General features: G+C 56.1%; 17 protein-coding genes and 1 riboswitch. Of the genes, 11 read left to right on the top strand and 6 right to left on the bottom strand.

The genetic code is table 11. From position 1 onward, the window contains the following. Positions 1-6: 6 nt before the first annotated feature. Positions 7-435 carry an FKBP-type peptidyl-prolyl cis-trans isomerase gene (locus ACR0KN_RS16740; protein ID WP_170477588.1) on the top strand — a complete coding sequence of 143 codons (429 nt, stop codon included), beginning with the start codon at positions 7-9 and terminating at the stop codon, positions 433-435. An 11-nt stretch (positions 436-446) separates the two neighbouring features. On the opposite strand, the gene ACR0KN_RS16735 is transcribed toward ACR0KN_RS16740, so the two are convergent. Genes ACR0KN_RS16735 through fabA form a run of 4 tightly spaced genes read right to left on the bottom strand, consistent with a single transcriptional unit; the run spans position 447 to position 3,261 of the window. Next, complete coding sequence (locus tag ACR0KN_RS16735; protein ID WP_480655134.1) at positions 447-635, bottom strand: hypothetical protein; 189 nt, start codon at positions 633-635, stop codon at positions 447-449. A 59-nt stretch (positions 636-694) separates the two neighbouring features. Next, positions 695-1,486 carry an enoyl-ACP reductase FabI gene (locus ACR0KN_RS16730; protein ID WP_480655132.1) on the bottom strand — a complete coding sequence of 264 codons (792 nt, stop codon included), beginning with the start codon at positions 1,484-1,486 and terminating at the stop codon, positions 695-697. Between the two features lie 5 nt (positions 1,487-1,491). Next, entirely contained in the window at positions 1,492-2,721 is a 1,230-nt protein-coding gene (gene fabB / locus ACR0KN_RS16725; RefSeq protein ID WP_480655130.1) for a beta-ketoacyl-ACP synthase I, read from the bottom strand. A 30-nt stretch (positions 2,722-2,751) separates the two neighbouring features. After that, the gene (gene fabA, locus ACR0KN_RS16720; RefSeq protein WP_170477575.1) at positions 2,752-3,261 is read right to left on the bottom strand and encodes a bifunctional 3-hydroxydecanoyl-ACP dehydratase/trans-2-decenoyl-ACP isomerase; all 510 of its coding nucleotides are present in this window, start codon (positions 3,259-3,261) and stop codon (positions 2,752-2,754) included. 187 nt (positions 3,262-3,448) lie between these two features. Between fabA and irrA the strand changes: the two genes are divergently transcribed. After that, positions 3,449-3,865 carry an iron response transcriptional regulator IrrA gene (irrA, locus tag ACR0KN_RS16715; protein ID WP_170477572.1) on the top strand — a complete coding sequence of 139 codons (417 nt, stop codon included), beginning with the start codon at positions 3,449-3,451 and terminating at the stop codon, positions 3,863-3,865. 3 nt (positions 3,866-3,868) lie between these two features. Here irrA and ACR0KN_RS16710 read toward each other — a convergent pair whose 3' ends face one another. Further along, positions 3,869-4,765, bottom strand: a complete 897-nt coding sequence (locus ACR0KN_RS16710; protein WP_480655127.1) for a LysR family transcriptional regulator — start codon at positions 4,763-4,765, stop codon at positions 3,869-3,871. A gap of 85 nt (positions 4,766-4,850) precedes the next feature. Here ACR0KN_RS16710 and ACR0KN_RS16705 point away from each other — a divergent pair, with 85 nt between their 5' ends. Beyond that, on the top strand, positions 4,851-5,648 hold the full coding sequence (locus tag ACR0KN_RS16705; RefSeq protein WP_029621670.1) for a phytanoyl-CoA dioxygenase family protein: 798 nt from the start codon (positions 4,851-4,853) through the stop codon (positions 5,646-5,648). A gap of 3 nt (positions 5,649-5,651) precedes the next feature. Here the strand turns inward: ACR0KN_RS16705 and ACR0KN_RS16700 are convergent, their stop codons facing one another. Then, the gene (locus tag ACR0KN_RS16700; protein WP_480655125.1) at positions 5,652-6,515 is read right to left on the bottom strand and encodes a glycosyltransferase family protein; all 864 of its coding nucleotides are present in this window, start codon (positions 6,513-6,515) and stop codon (positions 5,652-5,654) included. 120 nt (positions 6,516-6,635) lie between these two features. On the opposite strand from ACR0KN_RS16700, the gene miaB reads away from it, so the two are divergent. The 8 genes from miaB to trmB all read left to right on the top strand — a co-directional run bounded on the left by miaB (position 6,636) and on the right by trmB (position 15,101). Beyond that, complete coding sequence (miaB, locus tag ACR0KN_RS16695) at positions 6,636-7,955, top strand: tRNA (N6-isopentenyl adenosine(37)-C2)-methylthiotransferase MiaB (RefSeq protein ID WP_480655123.1); 1,320 nt, start codon at positions 6,636-6,638, stop codon at positions 7,953-7,955. A 224-nt stretch (positions 7,956-8,179) separates the two neighbouring features. Continuing rightward, entirely contained in the window at positions 8,180-8,884 is a 705-nt protein-coding gene (locus ACR0KN_RS16690; RefSeq protein ID WP_480655121.1) for an outer membrane protein, read from the top strand. Positions 8,885-9,031: 147 nt separating this feature from the next. Then, the gene (locus tag ACR0KN_RS16685) at positions 9,032-10,054 is read left to right on the top strand and encodes a PhoH family protein (RefSeq protein WP_170477770.1); all 1,023 of its coding nucleotides are present in this window, start codon (positions 9,032-9,034) and stop codon (positions 10,052-10,054) included. 42 nt (positions 10,055-10,096) lie between these two features. Further along, entirely contained in the window at positions 10,097-10,591 is a 495-nt protein-coding gene (ybeY, locus tag ACR0KN_RS16680) for an rRNA maturation RNase YbeY (RefSeq protein WP_170477555.1), read from the top strand. 36 nt (positions 10,592-10,627) lie between these two features. Further along, on the top strand, positions 10,628-11,512 hold the full coding sequence (locus ACR0KN_RS16675) for a hemolysin family protein (protein WP_010438005.1): 885 nt from the start codon (positions 10,628-10,630) through the stop codon (positions 11,510-11,512). Next, the gene (gene lnt / locus ACR0KN_RS16670) at positions 11,509-13,035 is read left to right on the top strand and encodes an apolipoprotein N-acyltransferase (RefSeq protein WP_480655118.1); all 1,527 of its coding nucleotides are present in this window, start codon (positions 11,509-11,511) and stop codon (positions 13,033-13,035) included. The genes ACR0KN_RS16675 and lnt overlap by 4 nt, the downstream gene beginning before the upstream one ends. 21 nt (positions 13,036-13,056) lie before the next feature. Then, positions 13,057-13,105, top strand: a riboswitch (SAM-SAH riboswitch). 5 nt (positions 13,106-13,110) lie between these two features. Beyond that, positions 13,111-14,292, top strand: a complete 1,182-nt coding sequence (gene metK, locus ACR0KN_RS16665) for a methionine adenosyltransferase (RefSeq protein WP_480655116.1) — start codon at positions 13,111-13,113, stop codon at positions 14,290-14,292. Positions 14,293-14,390: 98 nt separating this feature from the next. Next, the gene (trmB, locus tag ACR0KN_RS16660) at positions 14,391-15,101 is read left to right on the top strand and encodes a tRNA (guanine(46)-N(7))-methyltransferase TrmB (RefSeq protein WP_480655114.1); all 711 of its coding nucleotides are present in this window, start codon (positions 14,391-14,393) and stop codon (positions 15,099-15,101) included. Positions 15,102-15,144: the final 43 nt, after the last annotated feature.

Raw genomic sequence — 15,144 nt, 5'->3', positions numbered from 1 at the left:
GCCCCCATGACCGCAATAAAAGATGGCGACACCGTTCGCATCCACTACACCGGAACTCTGTTGGACGGCAAAGTCTTCGACAGCTCCGAGGGGCGCGATCCGCTTGAGTTTGCGGTTGGTTCCGGGCAGATCATCCCCGGTCTGGATGCTGCCCTGCCAGGGATGGAGATTGGCGAGAAAAAGCGTGTCGAGATTGATTGCGTTGAAGCCTATGGTCCGATCAATCCGGGTATGCGGCAACAAATACCGCGTGAAGGCATCCCGGATGACATTCCGCTGGAACCCGGCACGCAATTGCAGATGCAAACACCTGACGGTCAGGCGCTGCCAGTGACTGTTGTCGAAGTAGATGAGGCGACTGTGACCCTGGATGCAAATCATCCATTGGCGGGGCAGGATCTGGTCTTTGATATCGAAATAGTTTCGATCAACTGATCCCGTTCAGATCAAAGGCCGGGGATCTGTGACAACATAGGCTCAACCGCATCGCGTACGGGCGGTTGGGTCAGAAACACAAAGGCAATCAGCAGCGATGTGAGTATTAGCAGGAACAGGCGTGCACGTCCGCTTCCTGACTTGCGTTTCAACGCTGGCGAGCGCGCGTTACTCGCAAGGATTTGTTCAAGTTTGCTCATATCGTAATCCCTGCGCGGCAAAGATGGTCAAATCTTGGCACCCGCAGGGAAAGATATGGTCACATGGCCTCGGGCTGAGGCATACCCAGAATATGATACCCGCCATCGACGCGGATGATCTCACCCGAGGTGTAGCTTCCCGCATCTGAAGCCAGATAAACGGCAGTGCCGCCAACCGCTTCAAGCGTGGCGTTCGAACGCATGGGGGCGTTCTGGTCGCAGAACTTGTAGGTCTTGCGCGCTCCGCCGATGGCGGCACCGGCCAGCGTCTTCATAGGGCCGGGTGAGATGGCGTTGACGCGGATGCCGTCGGGGCCCAGATCGTTTGCCAGATAACGGGTCGCAGATTCCAGCGCCGCTTTGGCTACGCCCATGACGTTGTAGTTCGGCACCACCTTGTTCGAACCCTGATAGGTCAGGGTCAGCAGCGTGCCGCCATTGTCCTTCATCAGCGGATAGGCGCGGCGCGCGACCTCGATAAACGAATAGGCCGACACATCCATTGAATGCTTGAAGTTTGCGCGTGTGGTGTTCAGGAAACGGCCCGTCAGTTCGTTCTTGTCCGAATAGGCGATAGCGTGGACGACAAAATCGATGGTCGGCCAGCGCTTTCCCAACTCACCAAATGCGCGTTCTAGTGATGCGTCATCGGTGACATCCGCATCGACCATGAAGTCGCTGCCAAGGCTCTGGGCCAGAGGTTCCAGCCGCTTGCCGAATGCCTCGCCCTGATAGGTGAAAGCCAGTTCAGCGCCCGCCTGGTGCATGGCTTTGGCGATGCCCCATGCAATCGAGCGGTCATTTGCAACGCCCATGATCAGGCCGCGTTTACCCTTGAGAATATCCGACATCTTGTTCACCCGTTATACTTCGACAGAACCATGGATCCGTTGGTGCCGCCAAAGCCGAAGCTGTTGGTCATCACGCTGTCCAGTCCTGCGTTTTCAACTACTTGAGTTGCAATTTCACCGGGCAGGATGCCTTCGGCAAGTGTGTCGACATTGATCGACGGAGTAATGAAATCATGTTCCAGCATCAACAGGCAGAAGATCGCCTCAAGCGCGCCAGCCGCACCCTGCGCGTGGCCGGTCATCGATTTGGTTGATGAAATCGGAGGGACATTGCCTTCGCCAAAGATACGGCGCACGGCTTCGACTTCGCCTACATCGCCAACCGGGGTCGAGGTGCCGTGGGCGTTGATATAGCCGACCTTGCGGCCTTCGGGCACGGTCGACAGCGCCAGACGCATCGCGCGCTCGCCACCTTCTCCAGAAGGGGCCACCATATCGTGCCCATCCGATGTAGCGGCATAGCCGGTCACTTCGGCATAGATTTTCGCACCACGCGCAAGCGCATGTTCGAGGTCCTCAAGAACCACAATGCCGCCACCACCGGAAATTACGAATCCGTCGCGGTTTTGATCGAATGCGCGTGAGGCTCTGTTGGGCGTGTCGTTATATTTGGACGACATCGCACCCATCGCGTCGAACAGGCAGGACAGGGTCCAGTCCAGTTCCTCTCCGCCGCCCGCGAACATTACATCTTGCTTGCCCAGCATGATTTGTTCCGCAGCGTTGCCGATGCAATGCAGCGACGTCGAACAGGCAGAGGTAATCGAATAGTTGATGCCCTTGATCTTGAACGCGGTCGCAAGGTTCGCTGAAATCGTCGAGCACATGCATTTAGGCACTGCAAACGGGCCGATCCGTTTGGTCGCGCCGGTTTTCAGCACGGTTTGGTGTGCGGTCAGCATCGCGCTGGTCGAAGGTCCGCCCGAACCCGCGACCAGACCGGTGCGCGGATTAACGACCTGATCTTCGGTCAGCCCGGCATCAGCGATGGCCTGGCTCATCGCGATATGGGCATAAGCCGCGCCCGGTCCCATGAACCGCAGTGTGCGCTTGTCCACGTGATCAGCCACGTCGATTTTCAGCGATCCGGCGATCTGGCTGCGAAAGCCATGTTCGACCATCTGTTCGTTGGCCTCAATGCCGGATTTGCCTGCTTTCAGCGAGGCAAGCACCTCTTCAGCGTTGTTCCCGATCGAGGACACAACCCCCAAACCGGTGACGACTACTCGACGCATGTGCGTACTCCTTGTTTCGGTCGGTCAGGCTCAGGCGTCTGACAGAACGACCTTCATGTCCTTGACGTCGTATATCAACTCGCCATCGGCTTCGACGATGCCATCTGCCACACCCATTGTCAGACGGCGCGTTTGGATCGCTTTTTTGAAATCAATTTTATAGGTCAGCATCTTCCGGTCCGGGCGTACCATCCCGGTAAGCTTGACCTCGCCAACGCCAACGGCCATGCCACGGCCTTGCCAGCCGCGCCAACCGAGGTTGAAGCCGGTCAGTTGCCACAGACCGTCCAAGCCCAGACAGCCGGGCATGATCGGGTTGCCGGGGAAATGGCAGTCAAAGAACCAAAGGTCGGGTTTAATATCAAATTCGGCCAGTACATGGCCTTTGCCATGCGCACCACCATCGCCCGAGATATCGGTGATCCGGTCCATCATCAGCATCGGCGGGGCGGGCAACTGCGCGTTGCCAGGGCCAAAAAGCTCGCCGCGGGCGCATTTCAGCAGATCGTCCTTGTCAAAACTGCTTGGGAATTGGGCCATTCTGCCGCCTCTCCTGCCTGGGTCTGTTCGTTATATCTGGTCTCGTCTAGCACCCGTTTGCAAGGTCCTGCAAGACCAGCACGCCATATCATGCCGTGACACGTATACTTCTTGCGAATGAATTTCATTTGAAATTGCAGGTCGGGCGCACTTATATTAAGGGCAGCAAAACACAGGTATCGGATTCATGACACCTCAGAGCCGTGACATCGCTGCAAATTGGTTGGTTGACGCAGGTTTGCGCCCCACGCGCCAAAGGGTTGCTTTGGCCGAATTGCTTGTGGGTGACGGGTTGCATCGTCATGTGACCGCAGAAAGCCTGTTTGAATCCGCAAAAGCCAAAGGTGACGCGGTTTCGCTGGCGACCGTATACAACACATTACGCGCGTTCTGCGATGCCGGGGTTCTGCAGGAAATCACTGTGGACGGATCCAAAAGCTATTTCGACACCAATACGCACGACCATCCGCATTTCTATTGGGAAGACGAAAGCCGCCTAAGCGATGCGCCGTCAGACCAATTGGTGATTCAGCAATTGCCGGAAGCTCCTGAAGGCGTCGAAATCGCATCGGTCGATGTGGTGATCCGCTTGCGGAAGAAATAACCGCTAATCCTTTCGTAACAGCGTAACCAATGCATGTTCGGCCTGCGTGATCAGTGAATCGGCAGGCCCCGTGCCATGCCGCGCCAAAACGACGGCTTCGGTTGCGTCCGGATCGATGATCGGCAGGCTTACCAGGCGGACCTGATCATAGCTGAAGCCGCTTTTAGGGCTGGTATAACTTATCCCGATACCTTCCCCATGAGCAGCCAGACTACGCGAAAGCTCGAGTGATTCCGCCCGGTGCGAGATTGTGGGATTCAGACCTTTGCGTCTGAAGAGCGCGAGCACATGCTGCGCGGACAGACCCTCTTTGGACAGAATCAATGGATGTGCCGCGAGCTCGGTTAGGGTCACCTGCTCGGCCCTCGCCAGTGTATGATCGGGTGAAAGCAGTGCATGTGGCGTGCTGTCGAACAGCTTCTTGCACAAAAAACCGGCGTCCATGCCCAGATCATACGTAAGCGCAAAATCATATCTGCCATCGATCAGGCCGGAAATCAGACCTTCGAACGTTTCAACCCCGTGTGTCAGGACGACATCGGGCAAGGCCTCTCGCAGACGGTGCAGAGACTGGGCCAGAAGAAAGGGGGCCAAATCGACGAAGCATCCCAGGCGCAATCGGTTCTCGCCGGTTAGCGGCTGTTTTGACTGTTCTAATAGGGCTGCTCGGTTCAACACGGCTTCGGCTTCTTCGATAAATTTGCGGCCTTGCGGGGTTAATGCCATCGCGGCACCCCGCCTTCGGGCAAAGAGTGGATATCCCAAATGTGATTCGACCCGGGTCAGCGCATTGGACAAGGCGGGTTGCGAGACGTTCAGGCGCTGTGCTGCCGCAGACAGGCTGCCATGTCGACCAATGGCGCAGACATATTCGTATTGGCGGAGTGTAAGGTATAACATAGAGTTAATACCTAAATCGAAAGATATGATTTGAACAGAGGGCTCATTCATGCGCAGATCGGGCGACAAATCCAAGGAGACCGCGATGACTCACCCTCTTGTTTCCCAAGCCATGATTGACGACTTCCAGACGGATGGTGTTGTGTTGGTCAAAGGCCTGTTCGCCGATCACATTGAAACCCTGCGGGCCGGGGTTGCGGCAAATATGGATGAACCGGGTCCCTATGCGTCAGAGAACAAGAAAGACGGTGAGACTGGCCGTTTTTTTGACGACTATTGCAACTGGTCTCGTATCCCGCAGTTTCGTGAAGTGATCGAAACATCCCCTGCTGCCGAAGTTGCAGCCGACCTTATGCAATCGCAATCCGTGCAGATGTTCCACGACCATGTACTGGTGAAGGAGCCCGGGACCTCAATGGCGACTCCGTGGCATCAGGATGGGCCATACTATTTTGTCGATGGCCAACAAAATATAAGCTTCTGGTCACCTTTGGACCCGGTGAAACAAGCGACCCTGCGTTGCGTCGCCGGATCGCACCGCTGGGAAAAAGAAGTGCTGCCTACTCGCTGGGTCTCGGAAGAAGGGTTCTTCCCTGATGAGGGGCAGTACATGCCGATCCCTGACCCGGATGCCGAAGGGATGAAGGTTGTCGAATTCGAGATGGAGCCAGGCGACGCCGTGGCCTTCAACTATCGCACGCTTCACGGGGCCCGTGGCAATACTTCCGACAGTCGGCGCAGGGCCTTCTCGCTGCGGTTGGTTGGTGATGATGCGCGCTATGTTGAACGTCCGGGGCGGACATCGCCGCCATTTCCGGGGCATGACATGGTGCCGGGGCAAAGGCTACGCGAGGACTGGTTCCCGGTTCTGTTGCAGCGTTAGGACCTAGAACCACTGACCCGATTCAATCAGGCCCAGATCCAGCAACTGGCGCGAATCCCACTCGAACGGAGTTGAATGGTTCCAGCAGAAGTCAGAGATATCGAACGTCGACCCGGCGTTCGTCTTCAACGCCTTGGCCGCACGGAAGGAGCAGATCGCGGCGGTCAGGTTGTTGTGCCAAGGGCATGCGTAGGTGTTGTATTCCGCCTCGTTGAACGTGTGATCCGGCAGAAGCTTCAGATCGGATTTTGCTTTAAACAGCGAAATCCGATCGATGCGGCGCCGTTCATAGGGGATATGATCTTCGAACCGCCAGCGCAGGCCGCCAGACATATCCAGCTGCCGCTCTAGCGGCTTGCCAGATGCATCATGCCGCGTGTGGGCGTAGTATCCGGTCTTGTCCAGCATTGCTTGATCGGGGGCCACGCCGTTGGGAAAGGCCGTCAGATCGTTCGCATACAGATCGATCACGTGGGTCAACATCGCCTGTCGCCGCTCTTCTGAATGGAAGGCGAGCAATTCGCCAACCGAGCGGGTCTCGCAGAACGGATAGAACAGGTATTCGGCGTTGTAGCAGTAGTATATCCAGACGCCTTGCGTGGCTTGGATGATCCGGTTGACGGCGTCAAAAACGACTGTTCTGGGCGCGCATGCCATCACAACCCTGTAGACCCTCTCGCTCAGATCATCGTCGATCGCAAATTCCTGTGGCAGGAATGCGATCACCGATTTGAACCCCAGTTTTAGGTGGTGATGCAGCGTGCTTTCCAATTCGACTTCATCTTCGGCGAAGATCAGCGCTACAGGGCCCTTGTTCAGGGCCTCACCGCCGGTTTTCAGAAGGTGATCAAGGGAATCGTACTGCATCGTTGGCTTTGTTTCCGCCTCGCTGGAAATTCCCGCCAAATTCGGGTAATTGCGCCAGCATTGCAAGCGGCGTTCGATCCGTATAGACGACGCCGACCCAGCGACTGCAAAGGCCAACCCATGTCTGAACCGAAAAAGCTGTTTATCAAGACCTATGGCTGTCAGATGAACGTCTATGACAGTGAACGCATGGCCGAAGCGCTGGGCGGGCAGGGGTATGTCGAGACCAAGTCGGCCGATGATGCGGATATGATCCTTCTCAATACTTGCCACATCCGTGAAAAGGCAGCTGAGAAAGTCTATTCCGAACTGGGCCGGTTCAAGGGTCTGAAAGCAGACAAGCCGGATTTGAAGATTGGTGTCGCTGGCTGCGTAGCCCAAGCCGAGGGCGAAGAGATTATGCGCCGTCAGCCTCTGGTCGATCTGGTGGTGGGTCCGCAAAGCTATCATCGCCTGCCCGAGATGGAGGCGAAGACGCGCGCGGGTGAAAAGGCGCTGGATACCGATTTCCCCGAAGAAGACAAATTCGAGAAGCTCAAGAACCGTCCCAAAGCGAAGCGCGGCCCGACTGCTTTTCTGACCGTGCAGGAAGGCTGTGATAAATTCTGTGCATTCTGCGTGGTGCCCTATACCCGCGGGGCCGAGGTCAGCAGGCCTGCAGACCGCATTATTCGTGAGGCGCAGGATCTGGTCGAACGCGGCGTGCGCGAGATCACGTTGCTGGGGCAGAACGTAAATGCCTATCACGGGGTTGGGCCGAATGGGGACATGACCCTTGCCGGTCTGATCTGGGAGTTGAACAAGGTCGATGGGCTGGCGCGCATCCGCTTTACCACCTCGCACCCGAACGACATGGACGATGCGCTGATCGAGGCGCATGGGACCTGCGAAAAACTGATGCCTTATCTGCACCTGCCGGTGCAGTCGGGATCGGACAAAATCCTGAAACGCATGAACCGAAGTCACACGGCTGAAAGCTATCTGCGGCTAATCGAACGCATCCGCGAAGCCCGGCCCGATATTCTAATGTCCGGCGATTTCATCGTAGGCTTCCCCGAAGAGACAGATGAGGATTTTCAGGCTACTCTGGATTTGGTGGAAGAGGTCAAATACGGCTACGCGTATTCATTCAAGTATTCTACCCGCCCCGGTACGCCTGCGGCAGAACGGCCACAGGTCGATGCCGAAGTGGCAGACGAGCGTCTGCAACGGTTACAAGCCTTGATTACACGTCATCAGCGAGTGATTCAGGATTCCATGGTTGGCAAAACAGTCAGTGTCCTTTTTGAAAAATCTGGGCGTCAACCGGGCCAGATGGTTGGAAAATCCGAGTATCTTCACGCGGTTCACGTTTCGGATGCAGATGTGGCACGTGGAGATTTACGTAAGGTAAGGATCAAATCCTCTGGCGCGAACTCGCTAGGCGGCGAAGCGATTTAATCCAATATACGTATGCTGCAAGGGTTCCTTCCGACCAAATTTAACCCTTGATTTATGACTTGGAACTATGCTCCGAGAGAGGCCAGATTTCTCGGGTGTGGGTTTTGCGGCCTACGTAACTGTTGACCCGAAGAGGCAAGCCATGATGGCGGAGGGTGCGAGTAGTGAGTTGGATATGTTTTCCAATATCGAAGATGTCCCGCGTTTTGACGGCCCTCTTATTGATGTTATCTTGCGCTGCTCCGACTTTGGCTGGGGATGTGACCGGGGAAGTCACTGAACCTGACGTGATTTCGTCCGAACGATATGCCAGCGATATCCGGGCGTTTTATCTGGGGGTGAGCGCCAGTCGTGCAACGGGTGGTTCCGATGAGTTTGGCTTGCAGGTCAATGGCGGCTCAGTTTTCGGGATCGGAGAGGTCAGTACTGACGGAAACTTTGCCGGGTTTCGCGGGGGTTGGCGCGGGATTTTGCCTGCGAGAGGCGGGCGCGACTATGTCTATGGTCTGGAGGTCGGCTACGACTTTGGTACTCTGGACGGCAGCACGTCAGGACAGATCGGCGGAACACCCGTTCGCGGCAGATCTGCAATTTCCGATGTGTTCTCGATCCGCCTTCGAAATGGGCTTACGAACCGCAGCAAGAGTGTCCTTTACTTCGTGACAGTGGGCTATGTGCGTGGTGATATCACAACGTCGGCTTCTGTGACCGAAGTGGGTGGGACTACCCGCTTTGAAGACGTTGATCGGCGTCAGGGTTTTTCTGCCAGCCTGGGTGCCGAGCATAAACTGAATGACGATTGGTCGATTACTGGTGAGCTCGAATATCTGCAGTTCGAATCAAAAACCGTAGAACTGGGCTCTTCTTTCAGCACCAAATCGACGCCAAGCTATCGCGGATTGCGGATCGGATTGAATTATACGTTCTGAACCATTCGCAAAAACTGATATTTTATGCGCAACAACGGCGTTGATCGGCGCATTTGTCATCCAGTTTGCAAAAAACGAAACTGCGCCTTGCGTCCACCTCAAGATGTTGTCTACGCTCGGGGTGAAACGCCAAGACAGGAGAACGGATTGGCCATCGGTGCCCTGACCCCACCGCAAGAAGATATGCCCCAGCGTGAGGCGCTTGTTGAGTTCCCAGACAACAGACTACTAATCGATTTGTGCGGCGAATATGACCGTAACCTGACCGATATCGAACAAAAGCTTTCGGTGCAGATCGTGCGGCGTGGAAATCAGTTGGTCGTGCTGGGTGATGAAGAATCGCAAAAGCAGGCGATTGAAGTGCTGCAGGCGCTCTACACTCGGCTTGAAGGTGGGCGAGATGTCGAAGCAGCAGATGTCGACCGAGAGTTGCGCATGGGCAATTCCGAGGCCGGAACCGGCACGCGGGATGGTGACCAGCTTGAGATGTTCAAAGGCGGAACGGTCGAAATCAAAACCCGTAAGAAGCTGGTTGAGCCGCGGACAGACGCCCAGAAGGCATATGTTCAGTCGCTCTTCAACAATGAGCTGGCCTTTGGAATCGGCCCTGCAGGTACGGGTAAAACTTATCTGGCTGTTGCTGTGGGTGTGTCGATGTTCATCGGAGGCCATGTGGACCGGATCATTCTCAGCCGTCCAGCGGTAGAGGCCGGCGAAAAGCTGGGTTACCTGCCCGGTGACATGAAGGATAAAGTCGATCCCTACATGCAGCCGCTTTATGATGCGCTGAATGATTTCCTCCCGGGCAAGCAGCTGGCTAAGCTGATCGAAGAAAAGCGGATCGAAATCGCGCCTCTGGCGTTCATGCGTGGGCGGACGCTGGCGAATGCCTTTGTCGTGCTGGACGAGGCGCAAAATGCCACCACCATGCAAATGAAAATGTTCCTGACCAGACTTGGCGAAGGCAGCCGCATGGTGATCACCGGAGACCGGTCACAGGTCGATTTGCCGCGCGGTGTGCAATCGGGTTTGGCGGATGCGGAAAGACTGCTGAAGACGATCCCGAATATCAGTTTTAATTATTTCACGTCGAAAGATGTCGTGCGCCACCCGCTTGTCGCCGCCATTATTGAGGCGTATGAGGCCGACACGGGCCGCGAAACGGGGTGAAACCCAAGGTTCCGATGGGTTTTGGAGCCTTGGAGAGCCGGTATGAATCTGGATGTAACGATCGAAGACGAGCGCTGGCGGGAATTGGAGCCGCTGGCGCAACGTGCACTCATTGAAGTTCTTGATTATTGCGGTCTCAAATCGGACCTCTGCGAAATCAGCTTGTTGGGTTGTAACGATGAACGAATCGCAGTTCTGAATGCCGAATTCCGGGAAAAACTGAAGCCGACAAATGTTCTAAGCTGGCCTGCCGAAGATTTGTCCCCTGATCAGCCTGGGGGCATACCAATGTTGCCCGAGCCCGATTTCACTGGGGAAATCGCATTGGGAGACATTGCGATTTCATATGACACCTGCGCGCGTGAGGCCATCGCAGCGGGTAAATCAATAGAAGATCATGTGACCCACTTGATAATTCACGGCACGTTACATTTGTTAGGATACGATCACATTCGTGACCTCGACGCCACTTTGATGGAACGGGTTGAGATCGAAATACTTGGCAAACTGGGTATAGATAACCCATATAATGTATGACAGGGGCAGCTTTGCCCGATCATTTGGAACAGGATAATGGGCGATACAGACGGCAGTTCTAGGGCAGCGCAAGGCGCGCATTCACAGAACAGCAACACGGATAGCGATGAAAAAGGCGGGCTTTTATCCCGGATTTTCGACGCATTTTCACCTCCGGGCGATGAAGCCAGTCAGGTGAACGGGGCTAAGGTCACGGATTCACAACCGAGGGGTATGATCAACCTGCGCAGAATGCGGGTCGAAGATGTCGCGATACCCACGGCTGAGATTATCTCGGTTCCCTCGACAACACCCAAGGACGAGTTGGCGCAAATTTTTCGCGATAGTGGATTGTCGCGAATCCCTGTGTACGAGGGAACGCTCGACACGCCACTGGGCTTTGTCCACCTCAAGGATTTCGCGCTGACCCATGGATTTAATGGCAACTCGTCCGAGTTTGATTTGACGTCAATGCTAAGGACCTTGCTGTTCGTTCCGCCCTCGATGCCGATTGGTGTACTTTTAACCAAGATGCAAACTGAACGTCGTCATATGGCGCTGGTCATTGACGAATACGGTGGTGTCGACGGCCTGCTGACCATCGAAGACCTAATCGAACAGGTTGTGGGCGAAATTGCCGACGAACATGACGCCGATGAAGATCAGCTTTGGATACAAGAAAAACCCGGCTGCTACGTGGTTCAAGCTCGGGTTCCGCTTGAAGATTTCGAAGCCGAAATTGGTCGTTCATTGACCAGCCACGAAGATGTGGACGAAGAAGAGATCGACACTTTGGGCGGTTTGGTCTTCATGCTATCCGGGCGCGTCCCGGCGCGTGGTGAGGTGGTATGCCACCCCGAAGGTCCTGAATTCGAAGTTCTTGACGCAGACCCACGCCGCATAAAGCGGTTGCGCGTCATGTTGCCGGATATCGCTGCATGAATCCTGCCCAGGGGTGGCCCTATTGGTTGCGGTTGCTGCTAGCGGCATCCTTGGGAATCGTGGCTGCTTGTGGGCTTGCCCCGTTGGGTTTTTGGCCAGCGGCATTGGTGGCGCTGATCCTGCTTACTCCATTGTACTTGAACTCTGAATCATCCCGCCGCGCGGCTTTGCTGGGGTGGGTGTTCGCCACCGGGTACTTTGCCAATGCGCTAAACTGGATCATCGAACCATTCTTGGTTGACGCAGAACGCCATGCCTGGATGGCACCCTTTGCACTGATCTTATTGTCAGGCGGGTTGGCATTGTTCTGGGCGCTGGCCTTTGGAGTTGCAAAACGCATCGGTGGATCGCCGATCGTGCAGGGTATGCTACTGGCTTTGACGCTCTCTCTGGCCGAGTTTGCGCGGGGTTACATACTAACAGGGTTTCCTTGGGCGGGTATTGCCCAAATCTGGGTGGATACGCCTTTTTCTCAGCTCCTGTCGCTGATAGGACCTTATGGCTTGGGCGCGCTGACGCTGATTGCGACTTTGCCACTCGGTGCAGCCATCGCCAGTGATCGGACTCCACGCGGTCTGGGGATGCCAATCTTTGTGCCTGCGGGGTGCGCTGTATTGGCTCTGGCTTACGCCGCGAACCGGCCGTCGGTTGAATACACCGGCCGTATCGTGCGGCTGTTACAGCCTAATGCTCCACAGCACCAAAAGTGGGACCCGGAATATGCACCCCTGTTTTTTGCCCGCCAACTTGAATTCACGGTAGCCGAGCCCAGGCCAGATCTGATTGTCTGGCCAGAAACTTCGGTTCCGGCGTGGCTTGGCAGTGCGCAGCCCTATCTTTCAGCAATTGGTGAAGCGGCGCAGGGTACGCCTGTTTTTCTAGGTATTCAGCGTGCTGCCGGACGGCAGATCTATAACTCGATGATCTATTTGAATGGAGATGGCCAACAGGCAGGGCTCTATGACAAACACCACCTGGCCCCATTCGGAGAATATGTGCCCTTTGGTGAATTGATGGCGCGGTTTGGAATTCATGGAATGGCGGCAACCACGGGAAGTGGTTTCAGCGCTGGGCCGGGCGCTGCCCTGATGGATGCAGGAGGGCTTGGGAAAGCTCTGCCGCTGATCTGTTATGAGGCCGTATTCACACAAGATGTTCTGTCCGCGCCGGGCCGGGCAGATTTTCTTTTGCAGATCACTAACGATGCGTGGTTCGGGACTCGCTCCGGTCCGTATCAGCATCTTGCACAGGCACAGATGCGCGCTATCGAGCAGGGTCTGCCGATGTTGCGCTCGGCCAATACCGGTGTTTCTGCGATGATTGACCCTTTGGGGCGAATTACTGACGCGTTGGCGCTTGGGCAGGCCGGGTTTATCGACGCCGAATTGCCGCAGCCCCAAGCCGCGACGATATATTCCCGGATTGGGGACAAACCGGTGTTTTTCCTTCTATTAGCAGCTTGGGCGTTGCTCTGGCGTCATACCCGTAGGTTCAACGGTCAAATACCGATTGACCCTACCTGACTGCGCGCGTATTCGGTCAATTGCCCTTCACAACGGCTTCCTGACGTGATGGGAAAATCTTAATGGAGCACATTTATGTCCCGACAGAATTACACTTTTACTTCGGAGTCCGTATCCGAAGGACACCCTGATAAGGTCTGCGATCGTATTTCCGATGCGGTGCTAGACGCCTTCCTGCGTGAAGAGCCCGAAGCCCGCGTTGCGTGCGAAACTTTCGCTACAACGGACCGTGTGGTCATCGGTGGCGAAGTGGGACTGTCGGATCAGGACAAGCTACACGATTACATGGCGCATATCGATGATATTGCGCGCGCCTGCATCAAAGATATCGGATACGAGCAGGACAAGTTTCACCACGAAACCGTCGAGGTGACCAACCTGCTGCACGAACAGTCGGCTCATATTGCGCAGGGCGTCGACGCCGCTGACAACAAAGACGAGGGCGCAGGCGATCAGGGTATCATGTTCGGGTACGCCACGACCGAGACACCTGCACTGATGCCAGCTCCGATCCAGTATTCGCATGCAATCCTTCGCCGTCTGGCCGAAGTTCGCAAAAACGGTACCGAGCCCGCGCTGGGTCCGGACGCGAAATCGCAGCTGTCGGTCGTCTACCGGGATGGCAATCCAGTTGGTGTCAGCTCAATCGTGCTGTCCACTCAGCATCTGGATGAGGCGCTGACCTCGGATGATATCCGCCAGATTGTCGAACCCTATATTCGCGAAACCCTGCCCGATGGCTGGCTGACCGCCGAGACCGAGTGGCATGTGAATCCCACCGGCAAGTTCGTGATCGGCGGCCCCGATGGCGACGCGGGTCTGACCGGGCGCAAGATCATCGTGGACACCTACGGCGGTGCTGCTCCGCACGGGGGCGGTGCGTTCTCTGGCAAAGACCCGACCAAGGTGGACCGCTCGGCTGCGTATGCCGCACGCTACCTGGCCAAGAACGTGGTGGCGGCAGGAATGGCGGAACGCTGCACCATTCAGTTGAGCTATGCGATTGGCGTCTCCAAACCTCTGTCGATCTATGCCGACACACACGGGACAGGCCAGATCGCTGACGCGGTTATCGAGAAGGCTGTCGGTCAAGTCATGGACCTGACACCACGCGGCATTCGCGAGCATCTGCAACTGAACAAGCCGATATATCAGCGTACTGCAGCCTATGGCCATTTCGGACGCGAACCCGATGCAGATGGTGGATTCAGCTGGGAGCGTACCGATTTGGCCGACGCTCTTAAGCAGGCTGTCTGAGCGCCGTTCACCTATTCAAAAAATACGCCGGAGGTGTGGGGGCCAGCCCCCAACCTCCACCCTTGCCTCAGGCACGAGTCAGCAGTATGGGCACGGGCATGAGCAACCAGACCCCACAGCGCCCCCGCAGGAACTTTTATGGCCGCTTCAAAGGCAAGACCTTGAAGCCCAGCCAAAAGACTTATCTGTCAGAAGATCTGGCCGCCCTGTCTCCAGGTGCGGTAGATTGGGAAACCAACCCAGAACGCACCGCTTTGGACCTAGAGGGCCTGTTCGGTGGCAAGCCTGTCTGGCTCGAAGTCGGATTTGGCGGTGGCGAGCATTTGGTGCATCAGGCGCAAAACAATCCCGGTATCGGCATTATCGGAGCAGAGCCTTACATCAATGGTGTCGCAATGTTGTTGGGCAAAATTCGTCAGGCTGGTGCCGAAAACCTCGCCGTGCACCCCGGCGATGTGCGGGATCTGTTTGATGTGCTGCCCGAGGCCAGCATCTCGCGCGCGTTCCTGCTCTATCCTGATCCGTGGCCGAAAACACGTCATCATCGGCGCAGGTTCGTGACCCCTGAGCATCTGGAACCTCTCGCGCGTGCCTTGAAGCCGGGTTCGATTTTTCGCGTTGCCACCGATATCCCCGACTATGTGCGCCAGACTCTTGAAGAGGTACCGCGTACCGGTTTTGAGTGGCTCGCCGAGCGCCCCGCCGACTGGCGCGAGCCATGGGATGACTGGATTTCCACCCGCTACGAACAAAAAGCCCTACGCGAGGGGCGTACCCCGCATTATCTGACCTTCCGACGCAAAGACTGATTGCCGCTGGACCAACCGGCCCCAATTCGCTAATCGGCCTGAG

This window comes from Ruegeria sp. AP7 (assembly GCF_056539905.1).
This window is presented reverse-complemented; position numbering and strand designations above follow the sequence as displayed.